24 protein-coding genes are annotated in these 20,674 nt (G+C 45.9%); 12 read left to right on the top strand and 12 right to left on the bottom strand.

The features are described from left to right. Positions 1-8: 8 nt before the first annotated feature. The gene (lexA, locus tag J0L70_RS29760) at positions 9-629 is read right to left on the bottom strand and encodes a transcriptional repressor LexA (protein ID WP_017291096.1); all 621 of its coding nucleotides are present in this window, start codon (positions 627-629) and stop codon (positions 9-11) included. 297 nt (positions 630-926) lie between these two features. Here lexA and hemL point away from each other — a divergent pair, with 297 nt between their 5' ends. Continuing rightward, on the top strand, positions 927-2,225 hold the full coding sequence (gene hemL / locus J0L70_RS29765; protein WP_017291095.1) for a glutamate-1-semialdehyde 2,1-aminomutase: 1,299 nt from the start codon (positions 927-929) through the stop codon (positions 2,223-2,225). Between the two features lie 75 nt (positions 2,226-2,300). Here the strand turns inward: hemL and J0L70_RS29770 are convergent, their stop codons facing one another. From J0L70_RS29770 to J0L70_RS29790, 5 genes are all read right to left on the bottom strand, one after another. After that, positions 2,301-2,465, bottom strand: coding sequence for a metallothionein (locus J0L70_RS29770; protein ID WP_071596192.1), 165 nt, complete (start codon positions 2,463-2,465; stop codon positions 2,301-2,303). Between the two features lie 135 nt (positions 2,466-2,600). Further along, positions 2,601-3,092 carry a YajQ family cyclic di-GMP-binding protein gene (locus J0L70_RS29775; RefSeq protein ID WP_287456978.1) on the bottom strand — a complete coding sequence of 164 codons (492 nt, stop codon included), beginning with the start codon at positions 3,090-3,092 and terminating at the stop codon, positions 2,601-2,603. A 16-nt stretch (positions 3,093-3,108) separates the two neighbouring features. Next, positions 3,109-3,537 carry an MAPEG family protein gene (locus tag J0L70_RS29780; protein ID WP_190649658.1) on the bottom strand — a complete coding sequence of 143 codons (429 nt, stop codon included), beginning with the start codon at positions 3,535-3,537 and terminating at the stop codon, positions 3,109-3,111. Between the two features lie 6 nt (positions 3,538-3,543). Then, a complete protein-coding gene (locus tag J0L70_RS29785) occupies positions 3,544-4,050 on the bottom strand; it encodes a hypothetical protein (RefSeq protein WP_017291091.1) in 507 nt (168 codons plus the stop codon). A gap of 36 nt (positions 4,051-4,086) precedes the next feature. Then, positions 4,087-4,671, bottom strand: a complete 585-nt coding sequence (locus tag J0L70_RS29790; protein ID WP_017291090.1) for a PadR family transcriptional regulator — start codon at positions 4,669-4,671, stop codon at positions 4,087-4,089. 132 nt (positions 4,672-4,803) lie between these two features. Between J0L70_RS29790 and J0L70_RS29795 the strand changes: the two genes are divergently transcribed. Genes J0L70_RS29795 through J0L70_RS29815 form a run of 5 tightly spaced genes read left to right on the top strand, consistent with a single transcriptional unit; the run spans position 4,804 to position 9,658 of the window. Continuing rightward, complete coding sequence (locus tag J0L70_RS29795; RefSeq protein WP_287456979.1) at positions 4,804-5,955, top strand: ABC exporter membrane fusion protein; 1,152 nt, start codon at positions 4,804-4,806, stop codon at positions 5,953-5,955. A 33-nt stretch (positions 5,956-5,988) separates the two neighbouring features. Beyond that, positions 5,989-6,378, top strand: coding sequence for a DUF3291 domain-containing protein (locus J0L70_RS29800; RefSeq protein ID WP_017291088.1), 390 nt, complete (start codon positions 5,989-5,991; stop codon positions 6,376-6,378). Positions 6,379-6,385: 7 nt separating this feature from the next. Further along, a complete protein-coding gene (devC, locus tag J0L70_RS29805; RefSeq protein ID WP_287456980.1) occupies positions 6,386-7,546 on the top strand; it encodes an ABC transporter permease DevC in 1,161 nt (386 codons plus the stop codon). A gap of 2 nt (positions 7,547-7,548) precedes the next feature. After that, positions 7,549-8,220 carry a DevA family ABC transporter ATP-binding protein gene (locus tag J0L70_RS29810; protein WP_287456981.1) on the top strand — a complete coding sequence of 224 codons (672 nt, stop codon included), beginning with the start codon at positions 7,549-7,551 and terminating at the stop codon, positions 8,218-8,220. 10 nt (positions 8,221-8,230) lie between these two features. Then, positions 8,231-9,658, top strand: a complete 1,428-nt coding sequence (locus J0L70_RS29815) for a carotenoid oxygenase family protein (protein WP_287456983.1) — start codon at positions 8,231-8,233, stop codon at positions 9,656-9,658. A 49-nt stretch (positions 9,659-9,707) separates the two neighbouring features. On the opposite strand, the gene J0L70_RS29820 is transcribed toward J0L70_RS29815, so the two are convergent. After that, positions 9,708-10,256: a response regulator gene (locus tag J0L70_RS29820; RefSeq protein WP_017291084.1), complete on the bottom strand. Its 549-nt coding sequence runs from the start codon at positions 10,254-10,256 to the stop codon at positions 9,708-9,710. A 279-nt stretch (positions 10,257-10,535) separates the two neighbouring features. Between J0L70_RS29820 and lipA the strand changes: the two genes are divergently transcribed. Both lipA and J0L70_RS29830 read left to right on the top strand, forming a co-directional pair. Further along, positions 10,536-11,462: a lipoyl synthase gene (gene lipA, locus J0L70_RS29825; protein ID WP_287456984.1), complete on the top strand. Its 927-nt coding sequence runs from the start codon at positions 10,536-10,538 to the stop codon at positions 11,460-11,462. Beyond that, positions 11,459-11,869 carry a gamma-glutamylcyclotransferase family protein gene (locus J0L70_RS29830; RefSeq protein WP_287456986.1) on the top strand — a complete coding sequence of 137 codons (411 nt, stop codon included), beginning with the start codon at positions 11,459-11,461 and terminating at the stop codon, positions 11,867-11,869. The genes lipA and J0L70_RS29830 overlap by 4 nt, the downstream gene beginning before the upstream one ends. A 39-nt stretch (positions 11,870-11,908) precedes the next feature. Here the strand turns inward: J0L70_RS29830 and J0L70_RS29835 are convergent, their stop codons facing one another. From J0L70_RS29835 to J0L70_RS29845, 3 genes are all read right to left on the bottom strand, one after another. Then, the gene (locus J0L70_RS29835; protein ID WP_017291081.1) at positions 11,909-12,430 is read right to left on the bottom strand and encodes an anti-sigma factor family protein; all 522 of its coding nucleotides are present in this window, start codon (positions 12,428-12,430) and stop codon (positions 11,909-11,911) included. Positions 12,431-12,600: 170 nt separating this feature from the next. Further along, positions 12,601-13,260, bottom strand: a complete 660-nt coding sequence (locus tag J0L70_RS29840; protein WP_017291080.1) for a sigma-70 family RNA polymerase sigma factor — start codon at positions 13,258-13,260, stop codon at positions 12,601-12,603. Positions 13,261-13,412: 152 nt separating this feature from the next. Then, entirely contained in the window at positions 13,413-13,562 is a 150-nt protein-coding gene (locus J0L70_RS29845) for a hypothetical protein (protein ID WP_190649644.1), read from the bottom strand. 284 nt (positions 13,563-13,846) lie between these two features. On the opposite strand from J0L70_RS29845, the gene J0L70_RS29850 reads away from it, so the two are divergent. From J0L70_RS29850 to J0L70_RS29860, 3 genes are all read left to right on the top strand, one after another. Continuing rightward, positions 13,847-14,416 carry a L,D-transpeptidase gene (locus tag J0L70_RS29850; protein ID WP_190649642.1) on the top strand — a complete coding sequence of 190 codons (570 nt, stop codon included), beginning with the start codon at positions 13,847-13,849 and terminating at the stop codon, positions 14,414-14,416. Between the two features lie 362 nt (positions 14,417-14,778). Continuing rightward, positions 14,779-17,052, top strand: coding sequence for an SF1B family DNA helicase RecD2 (gene recD2 / locus J0L70_RS29855; RefSeq protein ID WP_287456988.1), 2,274 nt, complete (start codon positions 14,779-14,781; stop codon positions 17,050-17,052). Positions 17,053-17,121: 69 nt separating this feature from the next. After that, the gene (locus J0L70_RS29860) at positions 17,122-17,355 is read left to right on the top strand and encodes a photosystem II protein, Psb35-related (RefSeq protein WP_017291076.1); all 234 of its coding nucleotides are present in this window, start codon (positions 17,122-17,124) and stop codon (positions 17,353-17,355) included. 423 nt (positions 17,356-17,778) lie between these two features. Here J0L70_RS29860 and J0L70_RS29865 read toward each other — a convergent pair whose 3' ends face one another. Next, positions 17,779-18,207 (bottom strand): aspartyl protease family protein, encoded by a 429-nt coding sequence (locus J0L70_RS29865; protein ID WP_287456989.1) that lies wholly within the window; start codon positions 18,205-18,207, stop codon positions 17,779-17,781. Further along, positions 18,200-18,415 carry a hypothetical protein gene (locus J0L70_RS29870; protein ID WP_287456990.1) on the bottom strand — a complete coding sequence of 72 codons (216 nt, stop codon included), beginning with the start codon at positions 18,413-18,415 and terminating at the stop codon, positions 18,200-18,202. Before J0L70_RS29870 ends, J0L70_RS29865 begins: the two co-directional genes overlap by 8 nt. 312 nt (positions 18,416-18,727) lie before the next feature. Between J0L70_RS29870 and J0L70_RS29875 the strand changes: the two genes are divergently transcribed. Continuing rightward, complete coding sequence (locus tag J0L70_RS29875) at positions 18,728-20,443, top strand: HNH endonuclease signature motif containing protein (protein WP_287456991.1); 1,716 nt, start codon at positions 18,728-18,730, stop codon at positions 20,441-20,443. Positions 20,444-20,674: the final 231 nt, after the last annotated feature.

Genomic DNA, 20,674 nt, shown 5'->3' on the forward strand with positions numbered 1-20,674 from the left:
ACGCAGCTTTACAGTTTGCCGTAACCGCGCCAAACACCGACTAAAACGCCTTGAACTTCAACTTCCGAAGCTGGAACTTCAGTAATCGGATAAAGTTCACGATTAGGATTACCAGGCTTCAGAATGACTTTGCTGCCTTTGCGCTCAAAATATTTCAAAGTGGCTTTACCCTGGTGATGAGCCGCAACGATCGTGTCATTTTTAATCGTTCTTGCATCATTCACAGGCTGCAAAATCACAATATCGCCATCATCGATCAGCGCATCGATCATGCTATGACCACGCACTTTTAAGGCAAAATGGCTTGGTTTTAGCAGCAAGTTCGATAAGTCGAGATATTCAACTTCCACATCGGGAAAAGTTTCTACCAGACTCGTTGCTGCGATCGCGCCACGGATCGGAATTCCTTGCGGATGTGAATTGAGAATCCGAATCGTGCGGGCTTGTCCTTCCGTCCAGCCGATGTAACCCTTGTTCCGAAGGTGCTCCAGTCGGCTCTGGACAGGAGCCGGAGACTTCAAATTCATTGCGGTCATCATCTGCCGAATTGACGGAGCATGTTGGTGGTCGCGGATATAGTCAACCAGCCAATCGTAAAGTTGTTGTTGGGCTTCGGTAAGGGGTTCCATAAACTTCCTAGGTGGACATACAAACAATTAAGGGATTTTAGAACACTTGTATCACGAATTTGAGCGTTCGTCTAGTAAATTTGTTTATCGTTCTTAGAACGTTTGTATCTTAACGAGTCAAAAAATACGCAAGTGAGTTGTTCTCCTGTTTTTTCAGGTTTCCAGCGGGTTCTGAGACGAATGATTACCATGCGGTTTCGCGATCTGGTTAAGATGATGTAGTTATCAAAAGAGGCGGTAATGAATCGCCTCTTTTTTCAGCGACTCCGATTTTTCTGACGGAGTAAGGAGAGAACTTTGATCACTGGCAATTTAAAAACCACCAAATCAGATGAGATTTTTTCTGCCGCTCAAAAGCTGATGCCCGGTGGCGTTAGCTCTCCGGTACGAGCATTCAAATCGGTAGGTGGTCAACCGATCGTCTTCGATCGCGTCAAAGGTGCTTATGCTTGGGATGTCGATGGCAATCAATACATCGATTACGTTGGCACATGGGGGCCGGCAATCTGCGGTCATGCTCATCCTGAAGTCATTCGTGCGATTCAAGAGGCTGCCGAAAAAGGAACAAGTTTCGGTGCGCCTTCCGCTCTCGAGAACGTGCTGGCAGAAATGGTCATCGATGCGGTTCCCAGCATTGAAATGGTGCGCTTCGTGAATTCTGGTACAGAAGCTTGTATGTCCGTATTGCGCCTAATGCGGGCATTCACCGGACGCGAGAAAATCATCAAGTTTGAAGGTTGCTATCACGGACATGCGGACATGTTCTTGGTGAAAGCAGGTTCTGGTGTGGCAACGCTCGGATTGCCCGATTCTCCAGGTGTGCCCAAATCAACCGCAGCGAGTACCCTCACTGCGCCTTACAACGATTTGGAAGCGGTGAAGAAGTTATTTGAAGAAAATCCAGGTGAAGTTGCTGGTGTGATGCTAGAACCGATCGTTGGAAATTCTGGCTTCATTGTGCCTGAGCCTGGTTTTCTAGCAGGTCTACGTGAATTGACTCGCGAGTATGGCGCGCTGTTGGTCTTCGACGAAGTGATGACGGGCTTCCGGATTGCTTACGGTGGAGTACAGGAGAAATTTGGCATTACTCCTGATTTGACGACCTTGGGTAAAGTCATCGGTGGTGGCTTGCCGGTCGGCGCTTACGGCGGTCGTCGGGACATTATGGAAATGGTTGCTCCTGCAGGCCCGATGTATCAAGCTGGCACGCTTTCAGGTAATCCTCTGGCGATGACGGCTGGTATTAAGACCTTGGAATTGCTACGGCAGCCGGGAACTTATGAAACTCTCGATCGCATTACGTCTCGTCTGATCGCTGGCTTGCTGAATGCGGCGAAAGAAACAGGTCATGCAGCGTGTGGTGGTTCGATCAGTGGAATGTTTGGCTTCTTCTTTACCGAAGGGCCCGTTCATAACTACGAAGACGCGAAAAAATCGGATCTCAGCAAATTCAGCAAGTTCCATCGCGGCATGTTAGAGCAAGGTGTCTATCTGGCTCCGTCGCAGTTTGAGGCTGGATTTACCTCTCTAGCTCATACCGATGAGGATATCGATCAAACGATCGCAGCCGCAAAATCGGTCATGTCAAGTCTGTAATCGCGATATTGCCTCACAGTCACTTGAAAATGAATTGTGAAAAAACCGCAGAAATTATTTCTGCGGTTTTTTCAATTAGCAGGTACAGCCTTGATGACCACAATCCCCATGTCCGTTTGGATGTCCCTCTGCACAGGCTTCGCTGCAATAGAAATGGTCATTTTTCTTGACTGCATTCTCGATCGACACGATGCACAGGCAAGCTTCACACGCACATTTCATCTGAGTTACGGTTGCCATGGTTGATTCTCCAATCTTTTCCTTATTAACCTAACATATGAACAGTTATTCAGATATTAAGAAAAATAGAAGGAGCATCAATTCGAGTAACATTCTCGATTTATGCTCCAACTCAAGAAACTTTAGACGATGAGCTTACCGATAATTGGTGAACTGCAATGCTACCGGAAAATCTTCTTGTTTCATTCGCTGCATCACGGCTTGCAAATCATCTTTTGACTTCGCTGTGACGCGAACTGCATCGCCCTGAATTGAACCTTGAACTTTCTTATATTCATCGCGAATAATTTTGGTGATTTGCTTCGCGATATCTTGGCTGATGCCTTTTTTCAACTTAATTTCTTGTCGAACGCGACTTCCGCTCGCGGATTCAACCTTGCCATAATCGAAAATTTTCAAGGACAGATTCCGTTTTGCAGCTCGCTGTTGCATCAGCGTATGCACTGCATCTAGGGTAAATTCGCTATCGGTGTTAATTACGATCGCGTCAGTATTCAACTCGATCTCCGTTTTCGTGTCTTTGAGATCGTAGCGGCTGAGAACATCGCGCTTCGTTGTGTCGATCGCATTGACGAGTTCCTGACGATCGAAGTCGCTCACAATATCAAACGAAAAAGTAGAAGCCATAAAACAAAAAAGTCTTTTAGAGCGTGCTGATCAAGCTTAGTCCGATTAACGTAAAGCTGCAAACTGAGCCAATTCCGAACATCAACGATCGCAAAATGGAGAGATTCAGAATGTAAAAAATAGGATACAGAAATCGTGCCACGATCCAAGCGATCGCTGCCCATCCTGCCCATGCGGAAGTTTGATGAGTCACATACGCCATCAAGGCTGCTGCGGCAAAAATCGGAAAGGCTTCGAGCGCATTCTGATGTGCCCAAGTAGCTCGCTTTCCATAGTCCGGCAATTGATCAAAGGTGGCGCGCGGGGCTGCCATCATTTCTTTGTTCGTGAGATACCCAATCTGAGCGCGGGCGTACGCAACAACTAAAAATGGCACATAAATCCACACGACTGCGACCGCGATCGCAATCAGCAGCAAGCTCGGGACGGACAATCCAAACAACATAAAAATTTAGTCGAAATAGAACAATGTCACAACTTTGCGCTGATCTTCAGCATCGCGGCAGGTTTGTAGCAGCGTGTGACTATCATGGAACGCAAACGAAATGAGCTGTTGACAGCGAGAAATGATTTCCTGGTTACAGAGCGCACTCGCTTCGCCAAGAGAAAGGCTATTATTCTCTGGACACTCGACTAAATGCATGACGGTTTCAAGCTGCTCACGAGACTCACGGGGTTGTCGATCGAGTCCTTGCGGCAAAATCACCGTTAACATCGACGGATCAGCCCGTAATGCTCCTCGAATTGCAGCAAAATTTGTCCCGGTCGAACCCGACGTAATAATCCGGTTCCCTTCTAAAACCAACGCATACGTCATCAGTTCAATCAGAGTTTGGTGCGTAATCGGCACGTGGCGTGAACCGAGAATCGCAATCCGTTTCGACCCTGTTTGCTGAATCGTGGCGAGTTCTTGTAGAAAATCATCTACTTTAGGTAGATCGTCGATCGATTGACTCAAAGGATGTACATCTAATTGACAACGCCGTTCATTGTATCAGACACCCTTGCCTTCCGCTTGATTTGCGAATAGTTTGAGAACTTCATCACACCATTCGATATAGTCTGTTTCATAGCGAATGCCGCGCCGCAACACAAGGTAACGGTATTTTTGGGCAATTGGCAGATGATCGGAATCTGGATAAAATTTGCGCTCGATTTGGTGATACGTCGCGAGTCGCTGCTGATGCAGTTCTCGATGTCGCTGGAATTCTTCGATTAGTTTGGCAACGGAAGCGGACTGTTCGATCGCATGAGCAACGGGGATCAATTGCGCTGCCCAAAGTTTCACGAGCAAGTCTTCTTTGATCGGCATGACTTCACAAGGTTGGAGCAGCCATTCGATTAAGAATGTTTCGCCCGCTTTGGTGATGTGATAGAGCTTTTTGTCGGGTCGTCCTGCTTGCGCGATCGTGCTGACTTCAACCAATGCCTGCTCTTCGAGCTTGCTGAGTTCGCGATAAATTTGCTGGTGCGTTGCCTTCCAGAAAAAATTCACCGACTGATCAAAATCTTTTGCCAGATCGTAGCCGCTGTAAGGGCTGTCGATTAAAAGAGCCAAAATTGCGTGACTCAATGCCATAAATTTGAACCTCAAACCATTTGAATCTTAAATGCAATTTTTTGCATACAAAACTGTTGACATATTCACTTAGTTGCATATATTCTAGCAAGTGTTATGCAACTAAGTGCATAGTAATTAGGAGTTAAAACTATGCAGCAGATTCAACCACGATCGATTGGAATTGCGGTTATTTTGACAGCGTTTGGGGCGATCGCGCTCTATCAATTTCGTCCGAAAACGGTGGCAGTTGCGATTTCTGATGCTCCTGCCATTCAAGCGATAACGGCATTGGGGAGATTAGAACCGAAAGGAGAAGTGATCCAACTGGCAGCCAATCCGCCTGGAAGTCGAATTGCTGAATTGCGGGTGAAGTTGGGAGATCGAGTCCGCAAAGGTCAAATCATTGCCGTGTTGGATACGCACGATCGCGCTTTAGCAGCTTTAACTCAAGCCCAGAAGCGAGTCGGAATTGCTCAAGCAAAATTGGCGCAGGTCGAGGCAGGAGCGAAGCGAGGCGAGATTTCAGCGCAGCAGGCAACGATTGCTCGAACTGAAGTGCAATTGCGTGAGGATGTGACCGCGAAAGATGCGGCGATCGCGAAATTAGAAGCAGAAGTAAAAAATGCCGAATTGGAATTTCAGCGATACGAATTCTTAGAAAAACAGGGTGCGATTTCCACTTCTCTCAAAGATGGGAAGCGATTAACCTTAGACGTTTCGCGTCAGCAATTAGCAGAAGCAAAAGCCAATCGAAGACAGGCAGCCGAAACGATCGCGAAACAAGTCAAAGAAGCCGAAGCCACGTTAGATCGGATTGCTGAGGTGCGTCCGGTGGATATCGAGGCAGCACAGGCAGAGGTGCAAAGTGCGATCGCTGCTGTTCAACAAGCTCAAGCAGAGCTGGATTTAACAGTCGTTCGTGCGCCGAGAGATGGGCAGATTCTCAAAGTTCATACCTGGGAAGGCGAGATCATCGATAGCAAAAATGGAATTGTCTCGATCGGGCAAACGGATGTGATGTATGCCGTTGCCGAAGTGTATGAGACCGATTTGCCAAAGATTCGAGTCGGACAGGCAGCAACGATGACGAGCGTATCGGGTGGAAAACTCGCACGATCGCTCAAAGGCAAAGTAGACGAAATTGGCTTAGAAGTTGCCAAGAAAGATGTTTTGAACACCGATCCAGCGGCATCGATCGATGCGCGAGTGGTTGAAGTCAAAGTTCGACTCGATCCAGAGGACAGTCAGAGCGTTGCAGGCTTAACGAATATGAAACTGCAAATCGCGATCGGCCTTCAATAATTACTGATCTTCACTAATTTTAGGAGTAAAACAATGCCCTTAATTTCTGTCACGCGCTTACGAGTGCGCTCTGTTCGATTTCTTCCAGCATTTCTCTGGTATTCCTTCAAAAGCAATCAACAAGCAAAACAAGCTCAAGGCAACTTAGCTTCAACCATTCGAGCAGCGGGCAAAAATGTGTTTTGGACAAAGACGGTTTGGGAAGATGAAGCATCGATGCGATCGTTTATGAGATCGGGTTCTCACCGAGAAGTCATGCCAAAACTGCAAAATTGGTGTGATGAAGCTTCGGTCGTTCATTGGCAATCAGAAAGGGCAACCTCAACAACCTGGGAAGAGGCTGAAACGGCAATGTTTACGAGCGGTCGATTTAGCTCATTGACGCATCCCTCGATCGCGCACCAAAACCATCGATTTAATTGAGGCTTTTATGCTGAAACGCAGAATTCCGTTAGCTTGGAAGCAACTGACCAAAGAACGGGGACGAATGATTGTTGCGATCGCGGGAATTGCTTTTGCCGATGTCTTGATGTTCTTGCAAATGGGATTTCGCAGTGCGTTATTTGAAGGAGCCGTTCAGCTTCATCAGGTTTTGGATGGCGAGATTTTTCTAGTCAGCGATCGCTATAAAGCCGTAATTTCTCTCGATCGATTTACAGAACGGCGATTGTATCAAGCATTAGGCTATTCAGGAGTTGAATCAGTCACGCCCGTTTATCTCAGCCCAGTTCAGTGGAAGAATCCAGAAAATCAGCAGATTTGGAATCTTTATGCAATTGGCATTAATCCAGATGATCAAACAATTCTGTTACCAGAAGTGAAATCAAATACTGAATTGCTAAAACGCCCTGATACTGTACTGTTTGATGCAGGAGCGCGGCAAGAATTTGGGAGGATTCCGCAATTATTTCAAGCTTCGGGTAATGTGACGACTGAAGTTGAGCATCGACGAGTCGATGTTGTTGGATTGTTTAAGCTCGGAACTTCGTTTGGAATTAACGGGCACATGATCACGAGCGATTTGAACTTTTTACGGATGTTTCGAGAGCGGCGGCAGAAAGGCTTGATTGATGTGGGAGTCGTGAAACTGCGATCGGATGCGAATTTGGATCAAGTGCTGCAAAATCTGCGATCGGGCTTGCCAAATGATGTCCGAATCATGTCAAAAGCGGAATTTATGGAGCAAGAAAAGAGTTTTTGGAACACGAGCACGCCCGTCGGTTATGTATTTGATTTGGGTGCAGTGATTGGTTTTATCGTGGGTGCAGTTGTGGTTTATCAGATTCTCTACAGTGACGTATCTGATCACTTACCGGAATATGCAACGCTGAAAGCAATTGGATTTCGAGATACTTATTTGCTTTCAGTTGTCTTCCAAGAAGCACTGATTCTGGCATTTATTGGATTTCTGCCTGGGTTTGCGATTTCTCTAGGCTTTTATCAAGTCACAAGACAAGCAACACTTTTACCCATGGTGATGACCATAGGACGAGCAACATTTGTGTTAATGCTAACTGCAATGATGTGTACAATCTCAGCCGCAATTTCGGTCAGAAAACTGCGATCGGCTGACCCCGCAGATATTTTCTAATCATGAACACCGCAATTTCCATTCAAAACCTCGATCATTACTACGGTCAAGGTCAACTCAAAAAACAAGTTCTGTCTGGCATCAATCTCGACATTCAAAGCGGCGAAATTGTAATCATGACCGGGCCTTCCGGCTCAGGTAAAACAACGCTTTTGAGCTTAATCGGATGTCTACGATCGACGCAATCCGGCACGCTCAATGTTCTCGGACAAAACCTCTCAAATGCCAGCAAACTTCAGCTTGTTCAAGCAAGACAGCAGTTAGGCTACATCTTTCAAGCACACAACCTTCTCGAATGTCTCACTGTACGAGAGAACGTCATGATGCCGCTAGAATTAAGCGAAACCCCTTATACAACTGCTTCGACAATGGCAGAAGAAATTCTCACTGCGGTCGGATTAGAACATCGGATGGATTACTATCCCGCAGACTTATCGGGTGGACAAAAACAAAGAGTCGCGATTGCTCGTGCGCTAGTGAGTCATCCAAAAATTGTTCTTGCCGATGAGCCGACTGCTGCACTCGATAAAAAATCCGGTCGAGATGTCGTTGAACTGATGCAAAAACTTGCCCAAGAACAAGGCTGCACGATTTTACTCGTCACTCACGACAACCGGATTTTAGATATCGCCGATCGAATTGTCGAACTCGAAGATGGCAAGCTACTAAACTAAGAAAAAAATTATGGTCACCGCTGTAAAATCACAACCTTGGACTCAATCTGTTCTTCATACTGCCAAAGGCTTTTCAGCCACGACTCTGCCAATTTTATCTGGCAAAATTCCCGAAGGCTTGAGAGGCTCACTCTACCGCAACGGCCCCGGTCGCCTAGAACGCGGAAATACGCGAGTTGGACATTGGTTTGATGGCGATGGCGCAATCTTAGCTGTGCATTTCAGAGAGGCGGGCGCAACGGGCGTTTATCGCTATGTGGAAACGCCAGAATTTCTAGATGAAGAACGGGCGGGGCGATTGATGTATAGCGGTTATGGCATGTTGCCACCCGGAGGATTGATCAATCGATTTACGAAAGGCTTGAAAAATGCGGCAAATACCTCAGTGTTGGCATTGGGCGATCGCTTACTCGCTCTCTGGGAAGGCGCACATCCGTACACGCTCAATCTAGAAACCTTAGAGACTGGAGAACCTGACCCTTTAGGAGGCTTACCCGAGTCAATTCCTTTTTCTGCTCATCCAAAACGTGACCCCAAAACCGGAGATATCTACAATTTCGGTGTGACCGTTGGGAAAGACCCGGTTCTGAATTTGTATTGTGTCGATGCAAATGGCAAACTCAAGCAGCGAAATAGCTACACCCTAGACGGCTTTCCGCTCATTCACGATTTTGTGATGGCAGGTCAGTATTTACTCTTTTTTGTTTCGCCTGTACGGTTAAATCCGTTCCTGCTGTTAGCAAGAATTAAGAGTTTTAGCGAATCGTTCGACTGGAAACCAGAACTCGGCACTCAAGTATTGGTCTTCGATCGAGAAACGCTACAACTGGTGAGCAAAGGCGAAACTGATCCTTGGTATCAATGGCATTTTGGCAATGCTTGTGTGGATGAGGATGGCAATGCGATCGTCGATATTATCCGCCTTCCCGACTTCAACACCAATGAATACCTCAGACAGGTTGCGACTGGCGAGACTCATACATTCGCAAAATCAACTCTGTGGCAAGTTCGAGTCAATCCGAAAACGGGGCAAGTATTCGAGCAGCAGGAACTTGTCGATCGACACTTAGAATTTCCGGTGGTAAACCCAGTCGATGTGGGGCAAGACTGGCGCTATACCTATTTCGCAATGCATCGTAAGGGCAGTGATTCGACGAAAGATTTCTTTGGCGCGATCGGGAGATTCGATCGGAAAACTGAAACGCTGATCGAAGCTGACTGTGGGGAGAATCGCTATCCAATGGAACCGATTTACGCACCTGATGCGATCGATGCTAATCAAGGTTGGATTATCACCGTTGTTTACGATGCGCGTACAGATAGTAGTGAAGTTTGGGTGTTCGATAGTGAGCATTTAGATGATCAGCCCGTATGTCGATTAGCATTGCCGGAAGTCATCCCTCTCGGATTTCATGGGACATGGAAACCTGCTCAATAAAAAACGCTACGGAGGTGAGAACTTCCGTAGCGCCCTATATTCATCAAAATTACTTCAACTTCTGCTTCACAAACGCTAAAAGCTGACCCATTTGCTTCTTCATTCCATCAATTTCAGCCTGCATCTTCACGATCTTCTGATTCAGTGCTGCAATTTCAGCTGCGTCTGCGCCACTTGTGGTCTCAGCAACCGGAGCAACTGGAGCAACTGGAGCCGGACGACGCTTCGCTTTTGCCATTGCCGTTTTAATGGCATCAATTAGACCCTTCTGGTCAAATGGCTTCTGCACAAACTCAAAATACTCAAACGGCTCTTGCAGCTTCTCCTCAACCTCTTCCTTACGTCCCGACATCAGTACTAAAGGAATCGTTTGTAGTTCAGGCTGGCTCTGAATTTGCTGGTACACTTCCCAACCGCTCATTCGCGGCAGCAGGAAATCTAACATAATCAGAGTTGGACGCTCCTGACGAATCAGGGTAATCCCTTGCACTCCGTCTTTTGCTTCCAAAACTTCAAAATTGCCTTTCGGCAACATGTCACGCACCATGTTCCGAATCACGGCGCTATCATCGATAACAATAACTTTGTGACTAGCCACAACTGAACTCCTCTACGGGTGATCTGGGAAACAACATCGGTCAGGATGGTCGGGAAAACGATGCGACCCGTGAATACTGCACCCCTGACCGAGAAACTCAGCAGTAGAAATGATAGCCGCGATCGTGCTAAATGATACTGACTTTTCGTGAAGGAACACTACAGCGTCGAGCCGATGAGTTTCTCACTTTATAATTGACATAGGCAACAAAACTTTATCTTCTAAGCTGTTGGCTTTTGCCAAGTTTTTATTCATCTGACCCCTAGCATTCCCCCGTTTATGTCTTCCCAAACGAATCCTTCGACAATTTCTGAACGTCGTGCCTTGGTTGCTGCGATGCCAGACTGGTTACGCCGCTCGATCGGGAATGCCAGTGATATTTCAACTGTGCAGCAGATTATTAAACAGCGCCAAATTCACACGATTTGTGAGGAAGGACGCTGTCCAAATCGGGGAGAATGCTATGCCCAGAAGACAGCAACTTTTCTGTTGATGGGGCCAACTTGTACGCGATCGTGTGCGTTCTGTCAGGTGGATAAAGGGCACGCGCCCATGCCGTTGGATGCGGAAGAACCGCAGAAAGTTGCGGAATCGGTTCAATTACTCGGCTTGAGATACGTCGTGCTAACTTCGGTGGCACGAGATGACATCCCGGATCAAGGAGCAGGTTGGTTTGCAGCAACGATGCAGCAAATTCGCAAATTGAATCCGGAGACTCAGATTGAAGTGCTGACCCCTGATTTTTGGGGCGGAAAACAAGAAGGGTTTTCCGCAGAAGAATTGCAGCGTCAGCGAATTGAGACGATCGTGAAAGCGCAACCCGCTTGCTATAACCACAATATTGAAACCGTCAAGCGGTTACAGGCTCCCGTGCGCCGAGGTGCGAAATACGATCGCACGCTTCGAGTTTTAGAAATCGTCAAAGACCTCGATTCGACGATTCCCACCAAATCAGGCTTGATGTTAGGACATGGTGAAACTGAAGAAGAAGTGATTGAGACACTTCAGGATTTGAGAGCCGTCCAGTGCGATCGCGTAACGATCGGTCAATATATGCGTCCCTCTTTAGACCATTTGCCTGTTCAGAAATATTGGCATCCGGATCAGTTCGAGCATTTCGGCAAGATTGCCAAAGCGATGGGATTTTCTCATGTGAGATCGGCTCCTCTTGTCCGTAGTTCGTATCATGCAGGCGAAGAGGAATGATTCGGGTCTTTGTGTACGGCACGCTCAAGCCTGGTGAAAGTCAGTATGTGCTCTGTGCTGATCGCGTTATTTCCAGCCAGAGCGCGATCGCTCACGCGTCTCTCTATCATTTACAGCTAGGTTATCCGGCAATAGTTCCTGGAAATGGGATCACGTATGGCTATCTTCTAACTTTCCAGAATGCCGAGATATTAGAAATTCTGGATGACTACGAACAACATGATCCAACCGAGATCGAACCGTTCGGATCAGGGAACGATTATCAGCGCCAGGAAATTGAAGTTTTCGATCTTAACCAAATCTCACTAGGGAAAGCTTGGACGTATGTGATGATGCAAGAGCAAGTCGATCGCTTAAAGGGAATTCTGACTCCCAGCGGAATTTGGCAGAAAAATCGCCCGCAGTGAAATAACCACGGGCGATTGAAATCTTCAGCAAACCTGAGATTAGTTGCGTTGACGTGAAGGCGGTTGAGAATTTGCCATCTTAATTGACACAACTGGGCGATCGAGCGCCACCATCATGTCAGAGTCAGAGGGCTGCTGCTGAGCTTCAAGAGTCGGTTGAGTTTTGGGTTGAACTTGTGCCATTTGGGGCTGACGAACACTAAAGAGCGTCACGGCACCCATAAAGGCAGCAGCAATGGCAGCCCCTCCCCAGACCAAGCGGAGTTTTGGACGGCGATCGACTTTTGCCATGACTTGTTCAACTGTTTGCTCAACAGATTGAACGGGAGCGGGGGCAGGAATCGAGCGAAATGCCTGACGAAGTTTGAGCAAGCGAGCGTGAAGCTGTTGGATCGAAGCATCGGTTGCTAACCATTCTTCGACCTGTTTGCGCTCACTGGCTGTCACTTCTCCGTCGAGATAGGCACTGAGTAACTCGAAGCGATCGCGGGCTTGTGCGTTTAACTGTGAATTGAGCGGAGATTGCATATCGTTATTCAGCGAATCAAAATTGGAGTTCATCGAGAGTCACTTCACTTATGAATGCCCAGAGATCAAACGATTTTCAGTGTACTTAACCACTCCTCGTAATCACTCACTCCTCAGAATATTAAAGCTCTTGCGGAGATACATCTGAGAGCATATTAACAAAGCCAATCTGAAGTCTTAGCAATATCACGGAGAATTTAAAATTATTGTCCATCAAGGTACTGTTGAAGTTGCGATTGGAGGCGATGGCGCGCTCTCGCAATCCGCGATTTCACAGTTCCGAGTGACACTCCAGTGAGTTCAGCAATTTCTTCATATGCCATGCCCTCAATCTCACGTAACACGATCGTGGTACGGAAGACTTCGGGGAGGTCAGCGATCGCTTCGTTGAGCTGATCGTAGAATTCCCGAGTGGTGAGATCTTCATCAGGTCCGGGTGTTGCTGCGGCGATTTCCCAATCTACCTCTCCATCATCCACGGATAAAGGTGCATCCAAAGACAGGGGTGCGGTATTGCGTTTGCGTTTGCGAAGCTCGTCGTAAAACAAATTGGTCGCAATCCGACTCAACCAACCTCGGAACTTGACAGGTTCATTCAGTCGGGTGATGTTGCGATAGACCCGAATCCAGACTTCTTGAGCCAGATCGGCACGATCTTGCCAATCCGGTGCTAAATGATAGAGAACTTTATCGACATGAGACTGATACCGCCGCATGAGTTCCGCAAACACGGCTTTCTCCGGGCGATGTCCGGTCTGACATTGCAACACTAAATCGTAATTGGAGAGTTTTTCTGCTTGCACTGGACTCTGATGAACCTTTGGCTCGATCGATGACCAGGATACAGGAAGGGACTGACTCATGGGCGGATGACGGTATTTTCTACGTTCCACCTTTGATGACCCCAACGGGTTTGAGAAAGTTCCTCACAGTTGCCTAGTTTTTGATCGAGTGATCCTATCCAGGATAGATCGGAGATGTTCTCGTTGGAGAACTCTAGCAACAGAAATACGCTTTAGGGTAGAGTTTCGAGCTGTAAACGAGCGATGTGGTCGGCGATCGCTTCAGTTTGGGTAGTATTTCGGACGCGAATTGGACTAGACCAATCATATAGACAGAGAATTGCGCTTGTGATGGCGATCGCTAGAAATAGCTTTTCTTTCATGACTCACTCCTCACTCCTCACTCAGACCGAAACGAACAGGTTGCCAGCATTGTAAATTTGGGATCACCCTTTGGATCAAGATTTACTCAATCTTTTATCTAACCTAGGTAAGATTGCGGCAGATTCGCCAATTTTCCGGGTTAGGTCAAAGGATTCCCGTATGAATTACGTTACGATCGCGACAATGGTATCCGTGTAAAAGAAAAATCTGCTTGCGTCTTAAGATTCACAATCGGGCAGATGAGTTCCGGGCAGAATGAAAAAAGTAGCAGTTTGAGAAGGAAATGGCGGCAAAGATTCAGGAGTCTCCTCTTTCTAAAGCGTTCATGATGATCTGCGTTGTCCCAGGAATCGCGATCGCGCTTTTCCAGGTGCGTCGGTTGCCTGCGTTGCCAAAATTTGACCTGCCGAATTTTCAGGCGATGGTTGCTCCCAAAGCTTCTCCTGCTCCGTCGCCTGTGATTGAGACAAAATTAGTGGTCGATTTAAGCGATCGCAAGGTGCGACTGTTTGAGAAAAAGAAATTAAAGGCAACTTATCCGATCGCAATTGGGCAAGAAGGATGGGAAACGCCCATTGGATCGTTTAAAGTGTCTCAAATGGTTGAGAATCCAACTTGGCAGCATCCGATTACGGGTGAGCATATTCCGGCAGGTGATCAGGACAATCCGTTGGGCAAACGGTGGATTGGGTTTACTTCGCAGGGAAAACTTTTGATTGGATTTCATGGAACAAAGGATTACTCGTTGCTAGGGCAAGCCGTTTCACACGGATGTTTGAGAATGAGAAATGCAGATGTAGTGGCGCTGTATCAAGCGGTGAAAGTGGGTACGCCTGTTGAGGTGAAGAAATAATTCCACCTATCAATTTCGGGTTGATTTGTTGATCGCGTGCTCCCGCACAGGGTTTAAAACCCCGTGCTAACTGTGCGAAGTCCACTGAAGGGACTGCATCGCTGTATTCTGGTAGTCCCTAAAGGGACTACGCACGGTTAGACCGCGATTTTCAATCACGGGCGGGAAAGTGCAATCAACGATCAACCGAAAATTTGGAGGTGGAAATCCTTTAAGTTGGCTAGTTGCTGATCGCATTCATTCCCCCACTCCCCACTCCCTACTCCAAATTGATTGTGGTGAACGACGTAAAATAAGCAAAACGATGCATTTCGATACGTTTCGTGGATTGAGCGAAGTCGCAGCCCGCCCCCAACCTGATCATGAACATTGAGGAACTCGAAGGCAGTATTGAATCGATCGTATTTACCTCGGCTGAAACTGGATTCACGGTGGCTCGGTTGCAGACGGTTGCCGAGGTTGTAACAATTGTCGGCAATTTTGCCAGCCTCAATTTAGGACAGTCTTTAATTCTCAGTGGAACTTGGCGCACTCATTCTCGCTACGGGTTGCAATTTCAAGTCGAAAATTATCGTGAAGCACTACCGAATACGATCGCGAGTCTCGAAGCTTATTTAAGTAGTGGTGCAATTCGGGGCATCGGCTCAGCGATGGCGAAAAGAATTGTCGATCGCTTTGGGTTAGAAACTCTGACCATTCTTGAGACTGACATCGATCGACTGATTGAAGTCAAAGGCATCGCTCAATCGAAAATTGCGATAATTCAGTCCTCTTGGCTGGAGCAGAAACAGACTCATAGCATCATGATGTTTCTACAGACTTACGGCATTGGTCGAAGTCAAGCGGTGAAAGTCTTTAAGCGCTATGGAGAAGACGCGATCGAGATTGTTTCCCAAAATCCTTACCAGCTTGCGGCGGATATTCGAGGCATTGGATTTCACTCAGCCGATGGCATTGCCACGCAACTCGGAATAAAACCGGATTCTGAAGCGCGTTATCGCAGTGCAATTTTGCATTGTTTACGAGAAGCTGGACGAGATGGACATTGTTTTTTGCCGCAATCTACTCTGGTAGAGCGAACTGCTCGATTGCTGGCTCGTCCAGATTATGCAGCGCAAACTGAACAAATCGAGGATCAAATTGTCTATCTGGTTGCGACTCAAGAACTGGTTGTCGAAGAAAGTCGTCGGTATCCGGGACGGTTGGGATACTACTTGCCTGCATTTTATTACGCGGAAATGTCGATCGCGACTCGGCTGAAATTATTGCTTCTTGAGCCATTAGAAATTGATCATCATTTTGTCGAAACTTGGATGCAGCAGTACTGCGAATCTTCAGATCTGCTGCTTTCTCAAGAACAAAGGCAAGCCGTGATTTTAGCCGCAACGCAGCGAGTGGTAATTTTGACGGGCGGGCCAGGGGTTGGAAAATCGCATACAACTCGCGCGATCGTTGAACTGTGGGAAGTAATGGGCAAACAAGTTGCTTTAGCTTCTCCCACTGGGCGAGCCGCGCGCAGACTTTCGGAATTAACGCAAAGAGACGCGTCTACTCTGCATCGGCTCTTGGAATATGACCGCAGTAGTGGCTACTTTCAGCGCGATCACACTCGACCGCTCAAAGCAGACTGCATTGTTGTGGATGAGTTTTCCATGACCGATGTGTTTCTTGCGAACGCATTGATCAAAGCGGTTTCGCTGCAATCCCAACTCTTGATCGTTGGCGATGTTGATCAGTTGCCCAGTGTTGGAGCGGGTGCAGTGTTGCGAGATTTGATTGAGTCTGAACAAGTGCCTGTAATCCGGTTAACTCAAGTTTGGCGGCAAGCTCAAAGCTCGGCGATTATCTGTCATGCTCACGCGCTGAATCGAGGTGAAGTGCCAGAGATTGAGCGCTTTTCGACGACTCCTCAATCGGATTGCTTATGGATGCCCTCACATTCTCCTCAACATGGCATTCAATGTATTCAGCAATTGATTACTGAAACGATTCCTCGGCTTGGATTTAACGCATTTAATGATGTGCAGATTCTTTGTCCGATGATCAAAGGAGACATTGGCACGAAAGCGATTAATGCCGTTGTACAAGCGTTGCTCAATCCACCGCAGGCTGATGGCTTCGAGGTTCAGGCTGAGGAGCGCAAATTTAGAATCGGCGATCGCGTGATTCAGTTGGAAAATGATTACGATCGCGAAGTTATGAACGGCGAATTAGGCATTATTGAAACCTACGATGCTCAGAGACAAATTTTAGGCGTTCAGTTTGAGGAACATTGGGTCGAATATCAGCGCACAGAATGGGATCAGATGACTCTGGCGTACAGCATTACCGGACATAAGGCGCAAGGGTCTGAATTTCCAGTCACGATCGTGCCTTTATTTATGCAAAACACTGTAATGCTCAGCCGCCCTTGGCTTTACACAACGTTGACCCGCGCGAAACAGTTAGCGATCTTAGTCGGGCAGCCGCAAGCTTTACGTCAAGCAATTTCTCAATATCGAGACAAACGCCGGTACACACTACTCAGCCAGCGTTTACAAGAAGAACAGATTGTTCCACCTTTCTCATCTAATCCTCAAAATTCTCCTCAAAATTCTCATAATTCTCCGGGTTCGGTTATCACACCTCACGATTAAATTGCCATTTCTGAATTATTTCTGTTACATTAGTTTACATAAAGAAACAGAACTTCACAGGAGGTTGCGATGGTAATCTTGATTAGCCTATTTGTTGTCGGTTGGGTCGCAGTTGCTCTATTGGGTTCGATGACTTATTTCTTGGGTGAGCAATCGAAGCCGATTCATGAGCGCAACTGGCGATCGGTTTCTTTTGAAAAGCTGGCACGCTCTTTGACTGGAAATGAAATCGATTACTCTACACGTGTTCCCGCTTTTGTCGTAGCTGATGCCTACGCCAGTGCAAGGTTGCCCGAAGCATAGTGAATAGTTTGGATGATGAAAACGAGGGTTGAGTTGGTAGACCCTCGTTTTTTCGTGAATTGATCTAACTTAGTCGTCCTTGAAAAACTCTATCGAATTTCGGCAGATTTTAAGAAGGGGCGTTAAACGCCCAATGCGAGGACGATCGAGCACGAGTTGGATCGAATGGGTATCCCTGAAATGGTTCAGCATAGTTCATCTGAGCAACTGGATTTACAGTTATTTCGGACTGAAACTGCAATTTAACTGCAATTTTTTGATTGTTTCTATCGGCTGAAACTCCTGATTTTATTGGGTGTTTGAGTTTTTCAAGGACGACTAACTTAACGATGCAGTACAGCGGCAGCAAATAATCCTAAACTAAGCACAAACGACTTTTGACTACCTGCTGCCACCGAAGATTAGGTGACAGCCAAGAGGAATCTAATTGGAAACAGAGGCTTTGGGGCTGACTGCAAACTCTAGCTGTGAACGGTAGAAGCAAACATCAAACTCCATGAAAAAATTTACCTGTCCTAAAATAAGCGGCACATTGGTAGCCTGTGTCCACGCAAATACCAGTTGCACAGGCTCAAATTGCCCAATGATTGCTTGAGCAATTACAACACGCGCTTCATATTGAGCTAAATTGCCTGTCAAACTCAGGGCTGTGGTTTGCCGTTCCCACTCATAACCAAGCTCGATCCCCGCTGAATAGGGCAATACGTTGACACTTGCTCCAGTATCCAGCAAACCTGATGCAGCAGCAGAAACTTGTTGGTGAAACAAGGTGAATGATAAATACGGACGAAAACTGGCTTCGCCTAATGTCGAATCACCAGAGGTAAAGGGATATCGTTCAACATTAGGCATGATCTTGATGCTTGGAAGCCTTTAACACCTTTAACATCGTATCTGCTGCCTCAACTGCATCATAAGGTGACCATACTGGATAAGCTTGGTCAGGTTTAATCAAATCTGCTTCTTGTTGCGCTAGCTCTGAAATCAGGAGTTGCATGATATAGAACTTGTCTGGACGGCTCAGCTCCTTCAACGTAGAGATTAGCTCTGATGAAATCATAAGAAGTACTCCGGTTTAATCGGATACACTCCTCTAATGGTAATTGCTTCTACCCACTACTGTGAAGGGTTTGATAGCAGAAAGACCGCCATTAAGATTGGGCTGCTGCATACCTCAACCAATTAACGAAGCGACCTAATGAGTCGGATTAACGGTTGCCAGGGAGGGGGGCATTCAAGCTAAGCAGCATCTGCTGCTCCCGGATTTTTAGCGGACTGGCAAATACGAGTGAATATAATAGACTTGAGCTAGAGAAAGTGTACTAATTTGAGCTTGCCTCTAACTTTGCTGAAAGTGCATTAAGGTTTATACATGGGTAAAGGAACATTTAAAGCTCTAATGAGGCGTGGTTTTGATTCAGAAACAGCGAATCGCCTCGCAAGTAATGGATATAGTCTTAACTCCCTAAAAAACCTTGATAAAAATAGGCTTCAAGAACTTGAAATTTCTGAAGAATTAATTCAAGCTCTGCTTCAAGAACCGCGACCTCCGATCCCGCTAGAAATATTAAACAAAGTTCTCTATGAGAGCCGTATGACTTGCTGTGTGTGTCGTGATAGAAGTCAAGGAATTATTGTTCACCACATTCATGAATTTAGTGATTCCCGTAGTCATGCTGAAGAAAACTTAATAGTCCTTTGTCTTAATCATCATGGAGAAGCACACACAAAAAGAGAGCTTCAATTAAATTTAACTCCAGACAGATTACGCGAATTTAAAGCCCGCTGGTTAAATGATGTCAAACAATATGATACTTGTGAAGCTCTTAGTATAAATTCAGATTACTCCTATGAAGCAATCAAGAGGATTTCTGAATTTGTACATCATTCAATTTCTTTTTATAGCAGTTCTAATACTCCAAAATTTAGTCTTAAAGCAGAAGAGATGTCTGATGGGCGAATCTCTAGGCGTTTAACAAAAGAAAATTCAAACGAAACAATATGGGAATTAATTCAATTTCCTAGAGATGGCTATCCCACGCAGACAATAGCAGCAGATGATCAGCTAATAATTAGCGACTTTGGCTCTAGCTGTCTGCAATTCTATAAATTACAAGATAGAAAATTCAACCATATAAATCTTGATAACTATGAAGCTGGAAATCTAGCTTTACTTAGTGAAAAAAAGAAGTTTGGGAAAGCACCAGTAATTCGTAGATATCCACCAGGAGATATGATTTTAGTTGACAATAAGCTATTTGTTGGTCAGATTTTTTCTGAATTTGTTCTTGTAATTGATTTAAATTCCAAAGAAGTCATCAAACGTATTCCTGTAGGTGGAGAAGGTAATTTCTCGTATTGCTCTGTAAACAAATTGTTGTATTTTGCCAGCAACAACTTAGGAGTATTTTTTATTATTAATCCAATAAACTATCAGTTTAAAGCTGTTTCTTATCCTGAGCCTTCACTTCACATAGGAAATACATTTTGCCATCCGGATTCCGGCTTATTTTATATAACTTTACACAGAACAAGTGTAAGAGACTTAGCTAGAACTAACGACGAAGAAGTTGATGAGGCAAATTGTTTTATTGTTATATATAATCCTTCAGAAAATAAGTACATCTCTCACGTTAGTCTAACGATAGATGAGGAAGACAAGTTGGAGAGGTGTTGGGCATCGAGCATAGCCTATGACCGCCACAATAAAACTCTTTATATTGGAATGCTGGGTTCACCTAAAAATATTTATATATTTGATACGGTAACAAACAAAATATTGAGCTTTATTAAAACGAGACCGAATACTAAGAATAAGAATGACCACGTTGATTCACTTTCTTTAGCTCTTTATCAGGATTACCTGATTTCAGTAAATCGTTCTAACTATGAATTGGAAATTATTGAACGACATACATTACAGCATTTGCTTTCCGTTCCATTAGGTGGTGTAGGTAATGGTCCACGGCACATTTGCATATGTAATAACCAAGCCTATATTAGTCACTCCGAATATGCTGGAGTGATCCACGCTGATCTCAATAAGCTGCTGGAGCTGATTCCTCGGCAGGGCTTTAAAATAGATTGATGAGTTCAGAAATAAACTCTAGGTTGCTGCCATAGCCTATAAACGAAGCCAGCTAACTAAACAAATCTCTTGAAAGCCCTTTTGCTATGTTGACTCTGCGTACCGGTAGTGCTTTATAGGGAAGGACGTAGAAAAGAGAGGAAGCGATAATAGAAAAGGAGATTGACTTGAGCTGACTCTTGATGATCAAGCCCTTACTAACCTGTCCGAACTGCGGTTCACACGACATCA

This window comes from Leptolyngbya sp. UWPOB_LEPTO1, assembly GCF_017302695.1.
Taxonomy (GTDB): Bacteria; Cyanobacteriota; Cyanobacteriia; order Leptolyngbyales; family Leptolyngbyaceae; genus Leptolyngbya; species Leptolyngbya boryana.